The sequence below is a fragment of the Microbacterium sp. NPDC089320 genome, assembly GCF_040684875.1.
Classification (GTDB): Bacteria; Actinomycetota; Actinomycetes; order Actinomycetales; family Microbacteriaceae; genus Microbacterium.
The window spans coordinates 81,499-102,712 of record NZ_JBFBGY010000004.1 but is presented as its reverse complement, the minus strand read 5'-3'; the positions used below and the strand labels follow the sequence as shown (position 1 = coordinate 102,712).

Here is a 21,214-nt window from a genome sequence, read left to right as displayed (position 1 = left end):
TCCCCCGGCTCAGCGGCCGGGGGCTCCGATGTCGAGATCACGCGTCAGGAGCGGAAAGCGGGTCGTCCGCGACCCAGAGCTCGTCGTCTGCACGCAGTGCCTGCCAGGCGGCGTAGAGGACACCGGCTGCCGCGGCGACTCCGAGGATCAGAGCGATCACCGAGCCGACGCTCGGCCCCTTGGGCTCGGGCTGGGTGGCCTTCTTGACCTTCTTCACGACGCCCTCGCGCTTGGCGTTCGCGACGTCCCACGCGGTGAGCGCGGAGCCGACGACACCGCCGACGATCGGGACGACCTTGTCGTCCACCACGTGGTGTCCGAAGCGGACGCCACGGTCGACGACCGGCGCGACACGACGGTTGTAGGTGTCCTGCACGACGGGACCGACCTGCTCGCGACCGAAGTTGCCGAGCTGGCGTCCGGCTTCACGGGCGACGTCGGCGGCGTGCCCGACCAGGACCTGCTGGTTCTCCCAGAGCTGGTTGGCGTCGTTCTGCAGACGACGCAGCTCCTTCTTCCGCTTGCGGCTGATGCTCACGATGATCTCCTGTCGATTGGAGTACGGATTCCCCATCTTGCCACGCGACCCTGTATGGGGCGAGGGAATCGCCGAACCCTTGCGTCCGGGGGCGATGAGCGCTAGACGCGGGCCAACTCATGGGAAGCTCTGCGAGAATGGACCCATGGTTCACGCTTCTCATGTCGCAACCCTGCACACCAACCACGGTGACATCGTCATCAACCTCTTCGGCGACCACGCCCCGAAGACGGTCAAGAACTTCGTCGGCCTGGCCGACGGCACCCAGGAGTGGACGCACCCCGCCACCGGCAAGCCGGGCGAGGGCGCCCTCTACAAGGACGTCATCTTCCACCGGATCATCCCGAACTTCATGATCCAGGGCGGCGACCCGCTCGGACAGGGCGTCGGCGGTCCCGGCTACAACTTCGACGACGAGATCAACATGGAGCTCAACTTCAACGAGCCCTACATCCTCGCCATGGCCAACGCCGGCCTCCGTCGCAACGCCATCACGGGCAAGGCCGAGGGCACCAACGGCTCGCAGTTCTTCATCACGACCGACCCCACTCCCTGGCTGCAGGGCAAGCACACCATCTTCGGCGAGGTCGCGGATGACGCCTCCAAGGCTGTCGTCGACGCGATCGCCGCTGTGCCGACGGCTGCGGGCGATCGCCCCATCGAGCCGGTCGTGCTGCAGTCGATCGACATCGTCGCGGCCTGACGTCGACGCTGGCCGATCCGGATGACGACGCCTGAGTTCACGGACAACCGTGACAACTTCTGCTACCGGCATCCGGATCGGCAGAGCTTCGTGCTCTGCCAGCGGTGCCTGCGCACCATCTGCCCCGAGTGCCAGACTCAGGCGGCAGTCGGGGTCATCTGCCCCGAGTGCATGGCGGCGGAGCGCAAGAACCGCAGTCCCGCCCAGAAACGCGCCGAGCGTCGCTGGGGCGGACGCGGCACCGCACTCTCTTCGCGGGGCAGTGGCAAGCCTGTCGTCACCTACTCGCTGCTCGCGATCACCTCGTTCATCGGGCTCCTTCAGCTGATCCCGGGGATGGGTCAGGCCATCACCGGCCAGCTGCTGTTCGCGGCCGGTTATCTGTATCCGGACCTGTCTCTCATGCCGTTCGAACCCTGGCGGCTTCTCACAGCGGTCTTCGTGCACGGCGGTTTCCTGCATCTCGCGCTCAACATGCTCGCTCTGTGGATGCTGGGCCAGAGCCTCGAACCGATGCTGGGCCGGGTCCGCTTCCTGTCGCTATATCTGATCAGCGGTCTCGGCGGTTCCGTCGCCGTCGCACTGCTCGCGCCCGGCACGGCGACGGTCGGCGCCTCCGGCGCGATCTTCGGCCTGATGGCCGCGCTGCTGATCATCGGGCGCCACATCGGTGCGAACGTGACGGGGATCCTCGTGATCCTCGGCATCAACTTCGTGGTCGGGTTCGTGTTCTCTCAGAACATCGCCTGGCAGGCGCATCTCGGTGGCGCGATCGTCGGCGCGCTCGTGGCGTTCATCCTCACGAGAACCCGCAGACGCGAGCAGAGGACCCTGCAGATCGTGCTGCTGGCTGCGGTGGTCGTCGCCCTGATCCTGATCGTCGCCCTGTTGGTACCGTTCCTGATCACGACGGTTTACTCCTGATCAAGAGTTGTTAACAGGGTTGTTAACCGCTGTGAATAACATCTGTGTAATTCTCCCCATGTTGGGGATAACCTGTGGATAACCAGAAAATGGCCCCTCTCGCTGAAGCGAAAGGGGCCTTTTCGAAAGCAGTGGCGTGGCGCCCTAGCGCCAGCGAGTCGTCATCAGGAAGCCGATCAGAGCGATGCCCAGGCCGATCGCCAGGTTCCAGTTGTCGAGACCCGGGATCGGGAACTGCATGCCCGAGATGTAGAACACGAGGATCCAGACGAGACCGAGCAGCATGAAGCCGACCATCACCGGCTTGAACCACACGGCATTGGGCGCGGCTTCGCCTTCGCTGCGCGGAGCTTCGGGTTCTTCGGTCTTGCGGTCGCGTGCCATTCCCACAGTGTACCGAAGAGTGTCATATCGCGCGGAAAACCCAGGCCACAGGGCGGGAATTCAGGTCCGGCAGATAGGATTCTGGCCATGACTGCATCCGTCGTCTCGGGGGAGCGACGAGCACACCGTCGCCGGCGCCGTTCGCGCGCGACCTTCTCGAGCGTGCTCGGCGAGCTGCTGCTCACCGGAGGCGTGATCGTGCTCCTCTTCGTGGCCTGGCAGATGTGGATCGGCGACATCATCATCTCGGCCCAGAAGAACGAGGAGGGTGCGGCGGTCTCGCAGGAATGGGCGAACGCCCCCGCCCCCGAACTCCCACCGGTCGTCCAGACCGACGACGGAGCGACGGCCTTCGAGCCCGTGATCCCTGCCGCCCCGGCCGACACCGAGCTTCTCGGCCAGATGCACGTCCCGCGTTTCGGCGCCGAGTACAACGTCGGGATCTACGGCGGCACGAGCCGCGCACGCACGCTCGACAAGCTCGGCATCGGCGTCTACACCGATTCGAAGATGCCCGGCGAGATCGGCAACTTCGCGATGGCCGGCCACCGCACCACCTGGGGCAAGCCGTTCAATCAGCTCGACAAGCTCCAGGTGGGCGACGCGATCGTCGTCGAGACGCCCGACGGCTGGTTCACCTACCGCTTCCGGACGCTCGAGTACGTCAAGCCCACGCAGACCGATGTGCTGCTCGACGTGCCGCAGATGCCCGGCGTCGCGACCGGCGAGAGGTACATCACGCTCACCGCGTGTTCGCCGCTGTACTCCCTCGCCGAGCGCATCGTCGCCTACGGAGTGTACGAGAGCTTCCAACCGCGCGCCGAGGGTCCGCCCTCCGCGCTCACCGACCCGCCACCTCCGCCGGCCGCGCCGTCGATCTAGCCGAACGGACACGACGACCCATGTATGCCGCACTCTGGCGCATCCTCCCCGGCCCGTGGTGGCTGAAGCTCTTCATCCTCCTCGTGCTCGTGGCAGCGGTGCTCTACGGACTCTTCTGGTACGTCTTCCCCTGGGTGAGCCCTCTGATCACCCCGGGTGAGGTCGACCTCGAATGACGCGGGTGCTCGTCGTGGACAACCGCGACAGCTTCGTGCACACGCTCGTCGGGTACCTGCGCGAGCTCGGCGCTGAGGTCACGCTGATCGAAGCGGATGCGACTGATGCCGCCGATCTCGAGACGATGCTGTCGGATGTCGATGCGGTGCTGCTCTCGCCCGGTCCCGGTACACCCGATGACGCCGGGGTCTCGATCGACGCCGTGCGCCTCGCCGCACGGATGCGGATGCCGCTTCTCGGCGTCTGCCTCGGGCATCAGGTGATCGGCGCCGCGTTCGGCACCTCCGTCACGGAAGCGCCCGAGCTGATGCACGGCATGGTGTCGCAGGTCACGCATGACGGATCAGCCCTCTTCTCGGGCATCCCCTCGCCGTTCGACGCGGGCAGGTATCACTCGCTCGCTCTCGCCGAGAGCGCGCTGCCGGCGGATGTGGCTGTCACGGCGCGCACAGACAGCGGGACGGTCATGGCTCTGGCGCACACGCGGCTGCCGATCCTCGGGGTGCAGTTCCACCCCGAGAGCGTGCTCACCGAAGGCGGATACCGTCTGCTCGCCAACTGGCTCGCTTCGTGCGGCGACGAACACGCCGTGGCGATCTCCGCGACGCTGCACCCCGTGTCGGGTGCCGACCGTCGTGCAGGTCAGCCGGCCGCGACGCAGTAGCGCAGCTCGACCGTCGACCCGATCGCCACGTCTCCCGGTGCGGCCGACATCGACGACACGGTCGGCGGTTCGGTCGGAGTGCAGTCGATCAGCTCGACCGGACTGGGCGTGAGGCCGATGCGTTCGAGCTCGGCTTGCGCCGCCTCCATCGTCCACCCCGTCACGTCGGTGAGGGTCACCCGTCCGCTGGCGACGACGAGATTGATGACGGTCCGCGGGGCGACCTCGCTGTCGGCCTCCTCGCTCGCCTCCATCACCGTCTCGGCAGCCAGCCCCTTGTCGTTGCGCTGGATGACCGTCCCCAGTTCGAGTCCTGCCGCCGCGATCGCGTCCTTGGCGGCCGACAGAGACATGCCCTCCAGCATCGGAACCACTACCGTCTCCTTGCCGGAGGAGACGTAGACCGTCACCGAGTCGCCTTCGCTCACGGCGGTGCCGGCCGCGGGGTCTGTGCGGGTCACATTGCCCTCGGCGATGTCGTTGCTGGACTCGAGCACCAGTTTCGATGTCAGGTCGAGCTTGCCGAGATCATCCTGAGCACGCTCGGACGACACATTGACGAGGTCGGGCACCACGCGCGAGCTCGATGGCACGTCGTCGGGACGCATGCTGAGCGTCCACACCCAGAACAGCACCGATGCGAGCAGCACGGCCAGCAGCGCCACCCCCGCCCAGATCCACGCGACAGGCGGACCCGACTGCGTGCGAGCCATCGTGGTGTCGGTGCTCAGCTGACGCAGCGACCGGGCGGTCTCCTGAGCAGCGCGCGGATTGGGGCCGTAGAGTTCGCTCGTGAGTGCGCCGAGCTCCTTGCGGCTCGGCGCATGGCCGGACACCGCCGAGTCGAGCGCAGCGCGGAAGTGCGCGGCATCCGGGTATCGCTGGTAGGGATCCTTGGCCAGCGCGCGCAGGACGATCGGGTCGAGGGCACCGGGGGAGTCCTCGTTCACCTCGGTCGGAGGCACCGGGGTCTCACTGACGTGCTGGTAGGCGACGGCGACCGGCGACTCACCGCGGAACGGCTGACGGCCGGTGAGCAGCTCGTAGAGCACCACTCCGGTCGAGTAGAGGTCGGCCCGGGCGTCGACGGGCTCGCCCTTGGCCTGCTCGGGCGAGAAGTATGCCGCGGTGCCGATGATCTGCGTGGTCTCGGCGACCGTCGACGAGGAGTCGGACACGGCTCGGGCGATGCCGAAGTCCATGACCTTGACCTGGCCCTTGTCGGTCACCATGACGTTGCCCGGCTTGATGTCGCGGTGCACGACGCCCGCACGGTGCGAGTAGTCGAGCGCCTCGAGGATGCCGTCGACGTAGCGCACGGCGTCTTCGACCGGCACCGGCCCCTTGGCGATGATGTCCTTCAGCAGGGTGCCGCTGATCAGCTCCATGATGATGTACGGAGGCTCATCGGTGCTGCTGTCGGTGGTCGAGGGGTCGCCCGCGTCGTACACACGGACGATCGACGGGTGCGACATGCGTGAGGCGGACTGCGCCTCGAGACGGAAGCGCGTGCGGAACGCGTTGTCGCGCGCCAGTTCGGGGTCGAGGAGCTTGATCGCCACCGACCGACCGAGCGTCAGATCGTACCCGCGGTACACCTTCGCCATGCCGCCGTGCCCGATGAGCTCGTCGACGCGGTAGCGACCCGCGAGAACGCGTGGCTCTGTCGTCACGTGGTGACCCCCTGATACGACCTTGTGGATGCTCCAGCCTACGGCGGGAGCGGGTTATTCGCCTGAGTCTCCGCCGTCGGTGTCGCCTTCACCGGCATCCGTCGCGGGCAGGATGACGACGCCCGGCATGGCATCCGACTGCTCGGAGGGCATGTCGCTTCCACAGAAGACGCGGAACGTGGCGGTGATCGACTGTCCTGCCGAACCGGGAATGATCTGCGTCGAGAGCACGCTCGGTCCGAAGCTGCGGATGGACTCGCCGGAGTTGCCGCCGGAGAAGGTCGCGTTGGTGAGCGTCACCTCGAAGGCCGATCGTGCCGGAGTGCCGGACGGGCACTCGAAGCTCGGCCAGTTGAGGGTCACGGGCTCGCCCTCGGTGGCGGTGCCGGCGATGGTCGGAGTGCCCGCGGGCTTGCCCACCTTCACCTGCTCCTTGAAGGTCGTCAGCGTGATGACCGTGCCCTCGGGGACGTTGCCGCCGGGCTGCACGGACTCGACCGTTCCGACCTGGTTGGCGTTGGGAGCGACGGTGTTGCCCACCACGCACTCGGCCTGGAGTCCGGCGTTGATGGCGGCGTTCTGCGCGGCCTCGCACTGCATTCCGACGAGTCCGAGACCGTCGACGTCGACGAGCTCGGGCTCGGGAGTCTCGGTCTCGGTCGGCGTCGGCTTGGGGGTCTGTGACGTGGTCGCCGACCGGGTCGGCTCGGCGTCGGGGTCGCCCTGGTTCATCAGGGCGAACACGGTTCCGCCGAGCACGATCACGAGAAGCGCGATCAGCGCGATGAGCGGCCATGTCCACGGGCTGCGCTTCTTCTTCTTCTTCTCGGCGTCCTCCGCGGCCTGCTCGTCGGTGGGCAGCTGAGCCGTGGTGGGGAGGATGCGCGTGGTGCCGTCGTCACCGGATGCCGTGAGCAGCTGGGTCGCGTCGTCGGAGGTGACTCCGCCGGTCGCGATGGCGGGCACGGCGATGGCGGCGGAATTCAGATCACCGCGGCGCAGTGCCTGGGCGGCGCGCGCCACCGTCGCGGACGACGACGGTCGGTCGCCCGGCTTCTTGGCGATCATCGCCATGACGAGGTTCTGCACCGGGATCGGCACGGTCGGGGGCAGCGGCGGGGGCTGCTCGTTGATCTGCGCCATGGCGATCGCGACCTGCGACTCACCCGTGAAGGGACGCTTGCCGGCAAGGCACTCGTAGGCCACGATTCCGAGCGAGTATGTGTCGGTCGCCGGCGACGCCGGATGCCCCGACGCCTGCTCGGGCGAGAGGTACTGCACGGTGCCCATGACCTGGCCGGTGGCCGTCAGCGGCACCTGGTCGGCGATGCGGGCGATGCCGAAGTCGGTGATCTTGACGCGGCCGTCGGGCGTGATCAGCAGGTTTCCCGGCTTGATGTCACGGTGCACGAGACCTGCGGCATGCGCGGCCTGCAGAGCGGATGCCGTCTGCGCGACGATGTCGAGGGTCTTGTCGGCGTTCAGGGCGCCATCGCGCTCGAGCACGGTGGAGAGGGCCTCGCCGGGCACGAGCTCCATGACGAGGTATGCGCTGCCGTTCTCCTCGCCGTAGTCGAAGACACTCGCGATGCCCTCGTGGTTCACGAGTGCGGCATGGCGCGCCTCAGCGCGGAACCGCTCGAGGAACCCGGGGTCCCCCATGTACTCGTCCTTGAGGATCTTGATGGCCACGGTGCGGCCGATGACGTGATCCGTCGCCTCCCACACCTCGCCCATGCCGCCGATCGCAATACGCGACTGCAGCTCGTAGCGACCACCGAACGACACACCCTGCGTCGGTCTCATCTGCCCAGCACCGCCTCTATGACCTTCTTTGCAATCGGAGCGGCGATGGTGTCGCCGGATCCTGACTGCCCTTGTCCACCGCCGTCTTCGACGAGGACCGCTACTGCCACCTCGGGGTCGTCCGCCGGCGCGAAACCGGTGAACCACAACGTGTACGGCTTGTTATCGTTCTCGGTCGTGCCGGTCTTCCCGGCCACATCGACCCCGTCTATTCTTGCACCCTGCGCAGCGCCGTTTGAGACGCTCGCGACCATCGACGCCGTGAGCTGATCGGCGATCTTGGCGTCGGTCGTCCGGCCGAACTCGGTGTCGTCGTACGAACGGATGACCGAGAGGTCATTGCCGATCACCGTGTCGACCAGGCGGGGATTCATCACGACGCCGTCGTTGGCGATGCCGGCCGCCACCATCGCGATCTGCAGCGGCGTCGCGGTCACCTGTCCCTGCCCGAAGCCCGTGAGCGCCGTCTGCGCATCGTCGAGGGCGCGCGGGTAGCTCGACGGCGTCGACTCGAGCGGCGTCGAGAAGCTGCGGTTGAACCCGAACTTCTCCGCCATCTCGCGGATCGCGTCATCGCCGAGCTGCACGGCGAGCTCGGCCATCGGGATGTTGCAGCTCAGGCGGATCGCTTCGGAGATCGTCACGGTGTCTCCGCTGCCGCACGTGCCGCCCCACGCGTTCGCCACCGTGTTCGTCGAGCCGGGCAGCTGATAGCGAGCGGGGTTCGGAAGCGTCGAGTCGGGCGTCCAATCGCCCGAGGCGTAGGCGGCGGCCGCGACGACGAGCTTGAACGTCGAACCGGGAGGGTTCAGGTCGCCCGCGATCGCCCGGTTCGAAAGGGGCTTCGTCGGGTCTTCGTCGAGCTGGTCGTAGGTCGCGTTCGCGGCATCCGCGTCGTGCGTCGCGAGCTGATTGGTGTCGAACCCGGGGGTCGACACCAGCGCGAGGATCCGCCCCGTGTCCGGCTCGATCGCGACGACCGCGCCGTTGAGCCCCTGCAGGGCGTCATAGGCGGCGCGCTGCGCCGCGGTGTCGAGAGTCAACTCGACACTGAATCCACTCTGCGGCTGGCCTGAGAGGATCCGCTCGATCTCGGCGAAGAAGGCGCTCGACCCGGTTCCGGACAGGTCGGCGTTCATCGCCCGCTCGATGCCGGTCGCCGACTGCAGTGCGGGGTTGAAGTATCCGGTGACAGGTGCCCACATCGCGGCATCCGTGTAGACGCGCTGGAACTGGTAGCGGTCGTCGGAGGGGGTCGACGAGGCGATCGCGACGTCGTCGACGATGATCGATCCGCGCTGGATCTCGTAGCTGTCGAGCAGCGTGCGCCTGTTGTTCGGGTCCTGCCCGAGGGCGTCGGCCTCGACCACCTGGATCCAGCTGGTCGCGGCGAACAGCGACAGGAACATGAACAGCATCACGATGCTGAGACGGCGGAGTTCTTTGGTCATGTCAGCCGATCACCGTCCGGGGTTGGCTGCGGACGCCGTCGGAGATGCGCAGCAGGATGGCCACGATCAGCCAGTTGGCGATGAGCGAGGATCCGCCGGCGGCGAGGAAGGGGGTGGTCAGACCTGTCAGGGGGATGACCCGCGTGACGCCGCCGACCATGATGAACACCTGCAGCGCGATGGTGAACGACAGGCCGATGGCGAGCAGCTTGCCGAAGTCGTCCTGACCCGCCAGTCCGATGCGCACACCGCGGCTGACGAACACCATGTAGAGGCAGAGGATCGCGAACAGCCCGATCAGGCCGATCTCCTCGCCGAGGCTCGTGATGATGTAGTCGCTGTGCGCGAGGGGCGTGACATCGGGGCGTCCCTGGCCCCAGCCGGTGCCGAGGAGACCGCCGTGCGCCAGGCCGAACAGGCCCTGCATGGGCTGGAAGCCCGCGCCGTCGGGGTCGACCTGCTCGGGATCGAAGAGGAAGAGCCAGTTGATGAAGCGGCCCCGCACATAGCTGAGGATCTGCGTCGCCACAGCGACTCCGGCGGCCACGAGGGCGAGCCCGATGAGCACCCAGCTGGTCTTGCCGGTGGCGACGTAGAGCATCGCGACGAACATGCCGAAGATCAGGGTTCCGGTTCCGAGGTCGCGCTGGATCACGATGATGCCGAGCGAGATCGCCCACACCACCAGAACCGGTCCGAGTTCGCGCATGCGCGGCCACATGATGCCGAGGAACTTCGTGCCGACCGAGGTCAGGCTCTCACGGGTGCGCACCAGGTATCCGGCGAAGAAGATCGCCAGGCAGATCTTGGCGAGCTCGCCCGGCTGGAACGCGAACATGCCGCCGAGCGAGACCCAGACCTGGGCGTTCGCGTCGGGGATGCGCAGACCCGGGACGAAGGGCAGCAGCAGGAGCAGGATGCCGGAGAGGCCGAAGATGTAGGTGTAGCGGAACAGCACCCGGTAGTTGCGCAGCAGGATCACGCAGGCGATCGCACCCGCGAGGGAGATGCCCGTCCAGGCGAGCTGCTTCGTCGAGTACGCGTCCCAGCCCGTCAGCGATTTCGCGATGTCGATGCGATAGATCATGGCGATGCCGAGGCCGGTCAGCAGCGTGGCGATCGGAAGCAGGAACGGGTCGGCAGCCGAGGCAACGGCACGCAGCACGAAGTGCATGGCGAAGGCGAGCACCGCGAGACCACCGCCGATCGCGAGGATCATCGGGTCGATCAGACCGAGCGCACCGAGCTGCACGAGCGTGAGGGCCCCGCCGCTGAGCGCGACGGCGAACAGCAGCAGCCAGAACTCGCGGTTGCGCTGCGTCTGCGGCATCCGCATGCGCTTGAGCGCCTTGATGACGCTGGTGTCGGCCGTGACGTCGGCGGTCATCCTGCGTCCTCCGTCGGCGTCTCGGTGGGCAGGGGAGTGGGCAGCGGGGTCTCGCCGGTCACGCGGTCGGCGCCGGCCTGGAGCCGCGCGACGATGGCCTCGGCATCCGAGAAGGACCGGGCGGTGATCGTGCGCTCCACGGAGTCGCGCTGATAGGGCGGAAGGTTGGCGAGCAGGATGTCGGTGTCGCGGAGCGGCGTCGACAGGGTGATCGGACCGATGTTCTGCTGCACACCCTGGTAGATCACGACACTGTCCTCGTCGGCGCCGACGAAGTAACGGGTCTGCGTCCAGCTGTATGCCGCGAAGGCCGCGAACACGAGCATCGCGACGACCACCAGCATTCCGGCGATCCAGCCCAGACGGCGGCGCTTAGCGCGCCGACGGTCTTCTTCGATGAGCTCCTCGAGGTATTCGGGCGCCGGCTCGAAGTGGCTGGGCTCGTTCGCGGCCTGGCGCACAGGGTGCAGCCAGTTGCCGCGGGGCGCGCGCACCGGGGGCACCGTCACGTTGGCGGGGTTCGATGCCGAGCCGACGATCGTCGCCGTGCCGGAGTGCATCGCGTGCTGCCCGCCGACCTCGACGAGCACGATCGTGACGTTGTCGGGAGCGCCGCCGTCGAGCGCCTGCTTGAGCAGATTGTCGGCCGTGCGCCCCGGGGCCATGCCCATGCGCATCGCCTTGAGGATGTGATCCTCGTCGACCACGCCCGACAGGCCGTCGGAGCACAGCAGCCAGCGGTCGCCCGGCTGGGTGTGCATCACGAACATGTCGAGCTCGGGATCGGCGTCCATGTCGCTCAGCACGCGCATGAGCACCGAGCGGCGCGGGTGGTAGCGCGCCTCTTCGGGGGTGATGCGGCCTGAGTCGACCAGGCGCTGCACGAAGGTGTGGTCGGCCGTGATCTGTGTCACCGCGTCGTCGCGGTAGAGGTAGATGCGCGAGTCGCCGATGTGCCCGATGACCGCGTAGTCGTCGACCATGATGATCGCGCTGAGCGTCGTGCCGAGACCGGCGAGTTCGGGGCGGTCCTTGGCGGCGCGGATCAGGTCGCCGGCCGCCGTCGTCGCGGCGGCCTGCAGGGAGGCCTGCGCGTCGTCGACCGATGAGTAGGGCTGGTCGAGCGGCTCCATCCGATGGATCGCGATGCTCGAGGCGACGTCACCGCCGGCGTGACCGCCCATGCCGTCGGCGACGACGAAGAGATTCGCCCCGGAGTATCCGGAATCCTGGTTGTTGGAGCGGACCTTCCCGGTGTGGGAGATCGCGGCGCTCGAGCCCTCGAAGACCATGCCGGGGTCAGGCTCGCAGCTCGAAGGTCGTGGCGCCCACCTTGATCGGCGTGCCCAGAGCGAGTGCGACGGGACCGCCGGTCACGCGCTGGCCGGCGACGAAGGTGCCGTTGGTCGAGTCGAGATCCTGGATCGCCCAGCTGTCGCCGCGCAGCAGCAGACGCGCGTGGTGGCTGGACGTGTAGTCGTCGCGGATCACGAGAGCCGATTCACTCGAGCGACCGATCGTCAGCGTCTCGGTGCCGAGAGGGAGCTCGAGCCCCGCCTTCGGGCCGGAGGTGATCACGAGGCGCTTGGCCGTCGCGATCGTCGCGGGTCCTGTGCTGGCCTTCGACGAGGCCGGACGCGACGCCGGTGCTGATGCCGGTGACGGCGCCGGAGCCGGAGCCGGTGTCGCCGCCGCGGCCTCGGCCGGGAGCTTGCGGACCTTCATGCCGAAGAGGTCGGCGCGCAGCGAGTAGACGACCCCGAACACGAAGAACCACAGCAGCAGCAGGAAGCCGATGCGGAGCAGCAGGAGGACGAGTTCACTGGGAGTGCTCACGAGAGGGCTCCGAACGCGCGGGTCGCATCGTCGTCTCGCGGCCGGGGCGGGCGTGACGGGGAGGCGACGGGAACGATGCGGAACACCAGGTCGGTGCGTCCGATGGTCAGGGTGGTGTCGGAGGGGAGGGCGGCTTCGCGCACCTTCTGCCCGTCGACCTTGGTGCCGTTGGTCGATCCGAGATCGCGCATCATCGCGCGCTCGCCGTCCCAGAGGACCTCGACGTGCTTGCGGCTGGATCCGGCGTCGGCGATCGTGATGTCGGCATCCGTGCCGCGGCCGATCACGGTGCGCGCGCGGGTGAGGGAGTGGCGACGGCCCTCCACATCGATCACGGCCTGCCACTCGACACGGCCCTCGACCGTGCCGGAGCTGACGTTGATCGTGCCGGTGGCGATCTTGTCGTCGCCCTCGAGCGAGATCGAGAGCGGGCCCGAGAAGCTGTAACCCTGCGACTTCGCGTGCTTCGTGAGGAGCGCATGCAGCTCGTCGGTGAGGGCTCCGCCGAGCCCCTGCATCCGCTCGGCGTCGTCTGTGCTGAGGCGCACGACGAAGTTGTTGGGCGCGATGATGCGGTCCCTGCTCACCACAGCCGCTTTGGTGTCCGCTTCGCGCCGAAGGGCCGAAGCGATCTCCACGGGCTGGATGCCGCTGCGGAAGGTCTTCGCGAAGGCGCTGTTCACAGCGCGCTCGAGACCCTTCTCAAAGCTGTCAAGTAGTCCCACTGGGCTCCTCTGGCATGCCGACTGGTAGGCACATCGTAGCGAGGTGTGCTGGGTGAACGCCGTCGCGGGCCGGGAAAGCCCCGAGATTCCGGGGGAGTGGGGGAGGTGGGATGCGGCGAAATGCAGGACCGCGGCACGTCTGCAGGACTGGAGAACATCGTCTGATCCTGCATCCGTGCCCCGCTCCTGCATCCGGACGCGATGCCCATCGGGGCCCTGGTTTCTTCGAGGGGGTGAACGCGTGATATCTTTGGGAAGTTGAGTTCTTCGGAGCCCGACATACTCGCGCGAGTGGCGGAATGGTAGACGCGCTGGCTTCAGGTGCCAGTGTCCTTATGGACGTGGGGGTTCAAGTCCCCCCTCGCGCACAGCGAGCAGTAGATGTGAGACAGGCCCGGTTCCTTTCGAGGAAGCCGGGCCTTTTTCATGCCCGCAGGGCGTGGAGCGATGCGGTTGTTTTGAACAGTTCAAAATAAGGTACGGTGGGAAGACAACGTGGTGCCGGGGTTGCAGCCCCGGCACCACTGTCCGTGAGACACCACCATCCCTGACTGAGGAGGCTCACATGAGTCACGAACACGCCCCAGAGTACTCACGCCGGACGGCGTCGATCTCTCTTCCCTTCTTCGCGCAGCCTCAGGCCGTGCAGCGCATCTCACCCGCCGACTTCCACGCCACCCCGCCCCGCATCACCGATTCCGCGCAGTTCGTCGGGCGCGTGGACTCGGGTGGCCTCGGCAGCCCGCGCTATTTCGTCGGCGAGTACCGCGACGGACGGATGCCGAGTGCGCTCGTGCTCGAATACGGCGCCTCATCGGCCGACGAGAAGCGATCGGCCCGGGTGTGGAGTCTGGCCGATCGACGCGGCGCGACACCGGACTACCGCCTCGTCCACGACGACTCCTCGCGGGGGTACGTCACGGTGTGAGCGGGCCGGCTCACAGCACCCTCGCAGGACTCGCCGCCTTCACATGTTGGCGGTCGGGCCCCACTCATGATGGTGTGAACGGGTGAGATCGCCAGCTTCCCCCCACAGCGACGACCGGAGCGACGTGACGTCCGGCTCAGACCCCGAGACTCGCCCCCGCCGCCGGCGCGGCCGTGTGATCGGCTGGATCAGCGTCGTCGTCGTCCTCGCTTTGGTCGCTGTGGCCGCGATCGCCTACGGGCAGCTGCAGGGCAACGTCACGACCGCTCCGATCCGCTCGGATGACGAAGAGAGCGAGCCCGAACTCGCGACGGGCGATCTGAACATCCTGCTGCTCGGGTCGGATTCGAGGGCGCTCCAGTCGGATGGCTTCGGTGAAGACGACGGGAGCGAGCGCAGCGATGCCATGGTGATCGCCCACATCTCGAGCGACAACACCCGCATCGACGCCGTGCAGCTTCCGCGTGACACGCTCGCCGACCTGCCCGCCTGCGACGACAACGGCCGCGGGTCGTATGGCGGCGGCTTCGGGATGTTGAACTCGGCGCTGCAGTACGGACCGGCCTGCTCGGTCGCAGCGGTCGAGCAGCTGACCGGACTCACGATCGACCACTTCGTGCAGATGGACTTCGAGGGGTTCATCGGCATGGTCGACGCGATGGGCGGCATCGATGTGTGCCTGCCCGAGGCGCTGCAGGACGGCCACGCGCGCCTCGACCTGCCCGCCGGGCCGCAGTCGATCAACGGCGATCAGGCACTCGCCCTTGCACGCACGCGCCACGCGCTCGCCGAGGAGAGCGACATCGCCCGCCTCGGGCACCAGCAGATGGTGCTGTCGGCGATCGTGCAGAAGGCGACCAAGTCCGCTGTGCTCGTGCGCCCCGATCGGCTCTATGCGTTCCTCGATGCCGTCACCTCGTCGATGACGGTCGACCCGGGCCTGGGAGCCCTGACCGATCTCGCCGGCCTCGCCGCCCGCGTCGCCAACGTTCCGCTCAGCAGCGTCACGTTCCTCACGATGCCGACCACCGAGGCCCCGAACGACCCCAATCGCGTCGTGCCCACGGCGGATGCCGACGTCATCTTCCGGGCTCTGATCGACGACGTGCCCATCGTGCTCACGACCGACGAGGTGCAGCCCGAGGCCCCGGTGCGCACCGCACCCGTGCAGATCCTCAACGGCGCAGGCGTCAGCGGCCTCGCGTCCCGCGTCTCGGATGACGCGTCCGGCTACGGCTACACCGTCGCGGGCATCGCGAACGCCGACCCGGTCGACCTCACGACGATCATCGCGGCCGACACTCCTGACGCCCAGCAGACGGCACAGGCGCTCGCCGCGGAGCTCGGCATCCAGGTCACCGTGCAGGTCGGGGACGTCGACGGCGTGCAGCTGCTGCTCGGCGCCGACTACGAGGCGCTCACCTCGCAGCCCCGTGCGACCCCGGTGCCACCGCGGCCGGTCGACGCGGTGAACCGCAGCGCCGACACCGACCTGTGCGCCGCCTGAGGCGCGACTGAGCAGACGCGCCGGGCGACCTCAACGGCCGGTCGACCGATATATTGACCGACCACCCGAGGGCCTTCTCTGGGTAGTGTGGGCTGCACTCGCCCCTTTCGCAGGACGAAGCGGAGCCTCATGAGACAGCGCGCGTTCATCAGAGCCGCCTTCGTGGCCGTGCTCCTCGTCGTGGCCGGAGCCCTCGTCGCACCGATGACGGCGACCGCGGCGGGTGAAGCGACACTGTCGCTATTCAAGCGCATCGAGAACCTCGACACCGGCTCGAGCGTCGGTGATCGATCGCTGTGGGACGTGCAGGCCGTCAACGTCGACACCGGCGAGACGTTCCGCGGGCAGGGACTCAACGGCATCCAGAGCATGAGGATCCCGCCGGGCACGTATGAGATCTCGGAGATCGTGCGGGAGGACACCCCCGGCGGCTACCGCTTCGTGGAGTGGGAGTGCGGCGGAAGCGTCACGACCGAGCCCGTGCGCACCATCACTCTGACAGCGGACCAGCAGCTCACCTGCACCGTCGAGAACGAGGCGATCGCACCGACACTGACACTCATCAAGGAGGTCGTCGGCGGCAGCGCGGATCCGTCGCTGTGGACCCTGCAGGCGGAGGGGCCGATGAACATCCGCGGACCGGGGAACTCGGATGCCGTGACGGCGCAGCGGGTGCGGATCGGTCAGTACCAGCTGAGTGAGAGCGGCGGGCCGTCCGGCTACACCTCGAGCGCCTGGACGTGCACCGCGACGACTCTCGCGGGCGCGTCGAGCCCCCTGCCTGTGGACGCATCGGGACGGATAGACATAGACCTCGATCAATCGGTGACCTGCACCATCCGCAACACCGGTTCGCTGCCCAGGCTCACCCTGGTCAAGGAGGTCGAGGGACCCGCCGGAGCGACGCTCGACGAGCCGACCGAATGGACCCTCGCGGCTGCGGGACCCACCCCTCATTCGGGCGCGACCGGGTCTTCCGATGTGAGCCACGTCGCCGTGGAGCCAGGAACCTACACGCTGTCGGAGTCCGGGCCAGGGGGATACACGGCGAGCGAGTGGGAGTGCGTGGACCTCGCGACGGACCCGGACACCCCGGTGGCGGTCTCGGCGGGGCAGCTCACGATCGACGGCGACGAGGACGTGCGATGCACGATCGTGAACGCGTTCGCGGGTGGCCGGCTGACGCTGGTCAAGACCGTCGACGGACCTCAGCCCCCTCAGGCCTGGACCCTCTCGGCCGACAGCGGAGCCGAGCGCATCGAGGGCATCGTCGGCACGGCGTCGGTCACCGACGAGCCGGTCGGTGTGGGAACCTACGAGCTCGCCGAGACGGGACCCACCGACGGATACATGACCCAAGGCTGGCAGTGCACCAACTCGACGGGATTCGTCGATGAGGTCACGATCGCGGAGGGTGACGACGTCACCTGCACGATCGAGAACGTCTCACAGACCTCCCACCTCACGCTCGTGAAAGACGTCGTCAACACGGGAGGGGGAACGCTCGCTCCGAATGACTGGACCCTGAGCGCAGTCGGGGCGGTGGACTCGGTGTCGGGTGCGAGCGGCACGCCGGCGGTGAGCTATGCGGCGGTCGACCCGGGCACGTATGAGCTCGGCGAGGTCAGCACCGCAGCGGATGCCGGGCTGTACGAGGCGAGCGGGTGGGCCTGCATCGACGAGGAGACCGGGAGCCCTGAGGTCATGCCGACCGCGACGTCGGTGACGATCGACGGGAGCGAAGACTCGGTCATCTGCACGATCACGAACACCTGGACGCAGTCGACGATCACGCTGCAGAAGCGCGTGAGCGCCGCGTTCGGAACGCCGCCCCTGCCGAGCGAGTGGGTGCTTCGAGCATCCTCCGGCGCAACCACGGTCGAAGGCCAGTCGGGGTCGCCGAGTGCCACCCGCGTCCCGATTCCGGCCGATCAGACCTGGTCGCTCTCGGAGGTCTCCGGTCCCGACGGCTTCGAGCAGCTCGGATGGTCGTGCTTCGGCGCCACCGCCAGCGGCGGACAGGTCACGATCCCCGGCGGGCGGGACGTGGTCTGCGAAGTGCTGAACAACGCCATCACGCCCAAGATCACGCTCGTGAAGGAGATCGACGACACCGCCGGGGGAACCGCCTCGGTGGCGGACTTCGTTCTCAAGACGCGAGGGCCGGGCAATGCCGCCTTCGCCGGCGCGAGCGGGACGGATGCGGTGACCGATCTCTTCACCCCGCCGGGGGAGTACGTGTTCAGCGAGGACGGCCCCGCGGGATACGACGTGTCGTGGTCGTGCGTCGGAGCGGATTTCGACGCGTCGACCGAGAAGGCGACGCTCGGCTTCGGCGACGAGGCCGTCTGCACGGCCCTGAACGTCGCCATCGCCCCGTCGCTGAGTCTGGCGAAGGAGGTCGAGGGCGGTGATGCCGATCCCGACCTGTGGACCGTGCGCGCCGACGGACCCACCGACCTCGAGGGGCTCGGCTCGGTCGCTCCGACCGAGGTGCCCGCCGGCATCTACGTTCTCTCCGAGGCGTCTGACGACGACCAGGCGAGCGACTATGCGGCGGGAGAGTGGACGTGCGAGGGCGAAGGGTTCCCGGGCGCGGGCGGCATCCGTCAGACGGGTGACGGGACCGCCGAGTTGACCCTGCCGCTCGCTGTCGACGTCACCTGCACGATCGTGAACCGCTTCGATGCGACGCCGACCCCGACGCCGACGCCGACGCCGACGCCGACGCCGAGCCCGACTCCGACGCCGAGCCCGACTCCGACGCCGACTCCGACTCCCACGCCGAGCCCGACCCCCACGCCGAGCCCGACCGAGTCTCCTGACCCGACCGTGTCTCCTGACCCGACCGTGTCTCCTGACCCGGATCCGACACCGCCCGGTGCGGGTGGGTCCGGGGGCGGACTCCCGGGCACGGGTGGTGACGGAACGCTCGCGCTGGCCGTGGGCGGAGCGGCGCTGATCGTGGTCGCGGGCGGCATCGCGCTCATCGTCGCTTCTCGTCGCCGCGCAGCACGAGAGGGTGACGAGCACGAGTCGATGGAGTGACCGATCGTGATGCACGGATGACGCGTCGCCGCGTGGCCCCGGTCGCGTAGATCACCGGCAGACTGGAGAGGACTCCCCTTCCCGTCGACTGGAGACCCCATGCCCGAACAGCCTCGCCGCACCCCCAGCCAAGCCGTGCTCAGCGTGCAGCAGGTCGAGCAGGTCAGTCCCGACCTCGTGCGCATCACAGCCGGAGGTGAGGGCTACGAGGCCTTCACCGACAACGTCTACACCGACAAGTACGTCAAGATCCTGTTCGCCGACCCTCGCCACGGGATCACTCCGCCATACGATCTCGCCCAGCTGCGGGAGCACAGCCCCGAGAAGCTGCCCACTCCGCGCACCTACACGGTGCGTGCGGCGGATGCCGAGCAGCAGCGCCTCGTGATCGACTTCGTCGTGCATGGTAAAGACGGCGTCGCAGGCCCGTGGGCCCGGCGGGCACAGCCCGGTGACACTCTCGTCGTGAGCGGTGCGGGCGGCGGCTACACGCCCGAGCCCGGAGCGCCCTGGCATCTGCTCATCGGCGACCACACCGCCCTACCGGCGATCTCGTCGGCGGTCGAGGCGATGAGGGCGGATGCCGTCGGGCACGTCGTCGTCACCGTCGCCGACCCCGCCGACCGCATCCTGCCCGATGTTCCATCGGGAGTGACGGTGCGGTGGACAGACACCGACGACGACCTGCTCGACGTGCTCGCGGAGCTGCCCTGGCGCGACGGACACCCCGGAGTCTTCGCGCACGGCGAGCGGGGAACCATCAAGGCCGTGCGGGCCCTGCTGAAGCAGCGCGAGGTGCCGCGCGAGTCGTTGTCGATCTCCGCCTACTGGGCACGGGGCCGCGCGGAAGACCAGTTCCAGGCCGAGAAGCGTGAGCCGATCGGTCAGATCGAGTAGCGCTCGACGACCGTCAGAAACCCTCCGGCTCCCGCGGTGTGTACGCGCCCTCGAGTTCCGCGAGTTCGGCGGCCTCCAGCCGGATGCCGACGGCGGCGACCGCATCGTCGATGTGAGCGGGCTTGGTCGCTCCGACGATCGGGGCGGTCACGGCTGACTGCTGCGCGACCCACGCGAGCGCGATCTGCGCCCGGGAGACTCCGCGTGCCTGGGCGACGCGAGCCACCGCATCCACGATCGCCCGGTTCGACTCCTCCTCGCGGCGATAGAGCGTCGCGCCGAAGGCATCCGTCGCCGTCCGCGTGGTCGTCTCATCCCAGTCGCGCGTGAGCCTGCCACGCGCCAGCGGAGACCACGGCAGCACGCCGACACCCGAGTCGAGGCAGAACGGGTGCATCTCCCGCTCCTCTTCGCGCTGCAGCAGGTTGTACTGGTCCTGCATCGAGACGAAGCGCGTCCAGCCGTTCTGCGCAGCGACACCCTGGGCCGTGGCGAACTGCCACGTCCACATCGACGAGGCTCCGACATAGCGAGCCTTGCCGGAGCGCACGACGTCGTGCAGCGCCTCCATGGTCTCTTCGATCGGCGTCTCGGGGTCCCAGCGGTGGATCTGGTAGAGATCGACATGGTCGGTGCCGAGGCGGGTCAGGCTCGCGTCGATGGCCGACATGATGTGCGCGCGGCTGAGTCCGGCCTGGTTCGCGCCCGGGCCCATGCGCCCATGCACCTTGGTCGCGAGCACGATCTCGTCCCGGCGCGCGAAGTCCTTGAGCGCACGGCCGACGAATTCCTCGCTGGTGCCGTCGGAGTACACGTCGGCGGTGTCGAACGTCGTGATGCCTGCCTCGAGAGCCTGCCTGATCAGCGGACGGCTTGCCTCCTCATCGAGCGACCATCCGTGTGCTCCTCGATCCGGTGCACCGAAGCTCATGCATCCGAGCACCACCTTCGAGATCTGCAGTCCGGAACGGCCGAGCCTGACGGTGTCTGCGGTGTCGAGCATCCGAAATCCCCCTCGAGTCGTGGTCTGCGATCGATGCTCTCACGATGCGGCGGGGTGCGGGCCGAACGGACCGTCGTCGATCACAGGAAGACGCGGAGGTACTCGCCGATCTTCTCGCCGCTGTCTTCCGGCACGACCTCGACGCTGAGACGCGCGCGCACCCCGTCGGACTCGACCTCGATCGGCATCGCTCCGCATGCCATGACCGGGCCGTGCTCGACACCGTCGATGACCAGACAGACCCTTCCGGGTCCCGCCTCGCCACTCGCCTCGACCGCATAGAAGGTGTGCCCGTCGGAATCCTCACCGATCAGGCGCGCGGTATCGGGAACCACCGTCTCGAGTTGATCGGAGGTGACAGAGGCAGGCAGGCGTGCGGGTTCTCCGCTGTCGAGCACGTCGACGGTCGGGGCGTTGACACAGCCGGTGAGGAGAGAGACCGCTCCGACCACGAGAGCCCCGCTCATCAGATGACGGACGGGGGAGCGGTTCATGCCCACACCCTAAGGGCGACCGGCCCAGGACACAATCGAGTCGTCCGCCGAGACGGCCGCCGTCGGCGACGGAGGCCCCCGTCGTTCCGGGCCCGGGGCGGGAATGATCCTCGCCCTCTGCCGGGCTGTCAACCGCCGTGCGCTCCTCACCGATCCGACACATGATGGGAACCCGCACACAACCTGG

General features: G+C 68.0%; 20 protein-coding genes and 1 tRNA gene. 10 read left to right on the top strand and 11 right to left on the bottom strand.

What is annotated here, in order from left to right:
• Positions 1 to 37: 37 nt before the first annotated feature.
• Positions 38 to 538 (bottom strand): DNA helicase, encoded by a 501-nt coding sequence (locus AB0N61_RS12260; RefSeq protein WP_363364414.1) that lies wholly within the window; start codon positions 536 to 538, stop codon positions 38 to 40.
• 145 nt (positions 539 to 683) lie between these two features.
• Between AB0N61_RS12260 and AB0N61_RS12255 the strand changes: the two genes are divergently transcribed.
• Both AB0N61_RS12255 and AB0N61_RS12250 read left to right on the top strand, forming a co-directional pair.
• Positions 684 to 1,241 carry a peptidylprolyl isomerase gene (locus AB0N61_RS12255; protein ID WP_167947507.1) on the top strand — a complete coding sequence of 186 codons (558 nt, stop codon included), beginning with the start codon at positions 684 to 686 and terminating at the stop codon, positions 1,239 to 1,241.
• Positions 1,242 to 1,262: 21 nt separating this feature from the next.
• Positions 1,263 to 2,165, top strand: coding sequence for a rhomboid family intramembrane serine protease (locus AB0N61_RS12250; RefSeq protein WP_167947505.1), 903 nt, complete (start codon positions 1,263 to 1,265; stop codon positions 2,163 to 2,165).
• Positions 2,166 to 2,309: 144 nt separating this feature from the next.
• On the opposite strand, the gene AB0N61_RS12245 is transcribed toward AB0N61_RS12250, so the two are convergent.
• The gene (locus tag AB0N61_RS12245; protein WP_042541028.1) at positions 2,310 to 2,549 is read right to left on the bottom strand and encodes a cell division protein CrgA; all 240 of its coding nucleotides are present in this window, start codon (positions 2,547 to 2,549) and stop codon (positions 2,310 to 2,312) included.
• A gap of 87 nt (positions 2,550 to 2,636) precedes the next feature.
• Between AB0N61_RS12245 and AB0N61_RS12240 the strand changes: the two genes are divergently transcribed.
• Genes AB0N61_RS12240 through AB0N61_RS12230 form a run of 3 tightly spaced genes read left to right on the top strand, consistent with a single transcriptional unit; the run spans position 2,637 to position 4,272 of the window.
• A complete protein-coding gene (locus AB0N61_RS12240) occupies positions 2,637 to 3,431 on the top strand; it encodes a class E sortase (protein WP_363364410.1) in 795 nt (264 codons plus the stop codon).
• A gap of 20 nt (positions 3,432 to 3,451) precedes the next feature.
• Positions 3,452 to 3,607, top strand: a complete 156-nt coding sequence (locus AB0N61_RS12235) for a hypothetical protein (RefSeq protein WP_167947501.1) — start codon at positions 3,452 to 3,454, stop codon at positions 3,605 to 3,607.
• On the top strand, positions 3,604 to 4,272 hold the full coding sequence (locus AB0N61_RS12230) for a gamma-glutamyl-gamma-aminobutyrate hydrolase family protein (RefSeq protein WP_363364407.1): 669 nt from the start codon (positions 3,604 to 3,606) through the stop codon (positions 4,270 to 4,272). The genes AB0N61_RS12235 and AB0N61_RS12230 overlap by 4 nt, the downstream gene beginning before the upstream one ends.
• Here AB0N61_RS12230 and pknB read toward each other — a convergent pair.
• Genes pknB through AB0N61_RS12195 form a run of 7 tightly spaced genes read right to left on the bottom strand, consistent with a single transcriptional unit; the run spans position 4,251 to position 13,150 of the window.
• Complete coding sequence (gene pknB, locus AB0N61_RS12225) at positions 4,251 to 5,945, bottom strand: Stk1 family PASTA domain-containing Ser/Thr kinase (RefSeq protein WP_363364405.1); 1,695 nt, start codon at positions 5,943 to 5,945, stop codon at positions 4,251 to 4,253. The genes AB0N61_RS12230 and pknB overlap by 22 nt on opposite strands.
• A gap of 54 nt (positions 5,946 to 5,999) precedes the next feature.
• Entirely contained in the window at positions 6,000 to 7,751 is a 1,752-nt protein-coding gene (locus AB0N61_RS12220) for a protein kinase (RefSeq protein WP_363364403.1), read from the bottom strand.
• Positions 7,748 to 9,202 (bottom strand): penicillin-binding transpeptidase domain-containing protein, encoded by a 1,455-nt coding sequence (locus AB0N61_RS12215; protein ID WP_167947493.1) that lies wholly within the window; start codon positions 9,200 to 9,202, stop codon positions 7,748 to 7,750. The genes AB0N61_RS12220 and AB0N61_RS12215 overlap by 4 nt, the downstream gene beginning before the upstream one ends.
• Position 9,203: 1 nt before the next feature.
• Positions 9,204 to 10,589, bottom strand: a complete 1,386-nt coding sequence (locus AB0N61_RS12210; RefSeq protein ID WP_363364400.1) for an FtsW/RodA/SpoVE family cell cycle protein — start codon at positions 10,587 to 10,589, stop codon at positions 9,204 to 9,206.
• Complete coding sequence (locus tag AB0N61_RS12205) at positions 10,586 to 11,881, bottom strand: protein phosphatase 2C domain-containing protein (RefSeq protein WP_167947489.1); 1,296 nt, start codon at positions 11,879 to 11,881, stop codon at positions 10,586 to 10,588. The genes AB0N61_RS12210 and AB0N61_RS12205 overlap by 4 nt, the downstream gene beginning before the upstream one ends.
• Positions 11,882 to 11,888: 7 nt before the next feature.
• Entirely contained in the window at positions 11,889 to 12,425 is a 537-nt protein-coding gene (locus tag AB0N61_RS12200) for an FHA domain-containing protein (protein ID WP_363364398.1), read from the bottom strand.
• The gene (locus AB0N61_RS12195; protein WP_363364396.1) at positions 12,422 to 13,150 is read right to left on the bottom strand and encodes a DUF3662 and FHA domain-containing protein; all 729 of its coding nucleotides are present in this window, start codon (positions 13,148 to 13,150) and stop codon (positions 12,422 to 12,424) included. The genes AB0N61_RS12200 and AB0N61_RS12195 overlap by 4 nt, the downstream gene beginning before the upstream one ends.
• A 285-nt stretch (positions 13,151 to 13,435) precedes the next feature.
• On the opposite strand from AB0N61_RS12195, the gene AB0N61_RS12190 reads away from it, so the two are divergent.
• From AB0N61_RS12190 to AB0N61_RS12170, 5 genes are all read left to right on the top strand, one after another.
• Positions 13,436 to 13,518, top strand: a tRNA-Leu gene (locus AB0N61_RS12190).
• A gap of 197 nt (positions 13,519 to 13,715) precedes the next feature.
• A complete protein-coding gene (locus tag AB0N61_RS12185; RefSeq protein ID WP_363364395.1) occupies positions 13,716 to 14,078 on the top strand; it encodes a hypothetical protein in 363 nt (120 codons plus the stop codon).
• 124 nt (positions 14,079 to 14,202) lie between these two features.
• Positions 14,203 to 15,585 carry an LCP family protein gene (locus AB0N61_RS12180; RefSeq protein ID WP_363364392.1) on the top strand — a complete coding sequence of 461 codons (1,383 nt, stop codon included), beginning with the start codon at positions 14,203 to 14,205 and terminating at the stop codon, positions 15,583 to 15,585.
• A 129-nt stretch (positions 15,586 to 15,714) separates the two neighbouring features.
• Positions 15,715 to 18,633, top strand: coding sequence for a hypothetical protein (locus AB0N61_RS12175; RefSeq protein ID WP_363364390.1), 2,919 nt, complete (start codon positions 15,715 to 15,717; stop codon positions 18,631 to 18,633).
• A 99-nt stretch (positions 18,634 to 18,732) separates the two neighbouring features.
• Positions 18,733 to 19,530, top strand: coding sequence for a siderophore-interacting protein (locus AB0N61_RS12170; RefSeq protein ID WP_363364388.1), 798 nt, complete (start codon positions 18,733 to 18,735; stop codon positions 19,528 to 19,530).
• 13 nt (positions 19,531 to 19,543) lie between these two features.
• On the opposite strand, the gene AB0N61_RS12165 is transcribed toward AB0N61_RS12170, so the two are convergent.
• Positions 19,544 to 20,533 carry an aldo/keto reductase gene (locus AB0N61_RS12165; protein WP_363364386.1) on the bottom strand — a complete coding sequence of 330 codons (990 nt, stop codon included), beginning with the start codon at positions 20,531 to 20,533 and terminating at the stop codon, positions 19,544 to 19,546.
• 80 nt (positions 20,534 to 20,613) lie between these two features.
• Complete coding sequence (locus AB0N61_RS12160; RefSeq protein ID WP_363364384.1) at positions 20,614 to 21,027, bottom strand: hypothetical protein; 414 nt, start codon at positions 21,025 to 21,027, stop codon at positions 20,614 to 20,616.
• Positions 21,028 to 21,214: the final 187 nt, after the last annotated feature.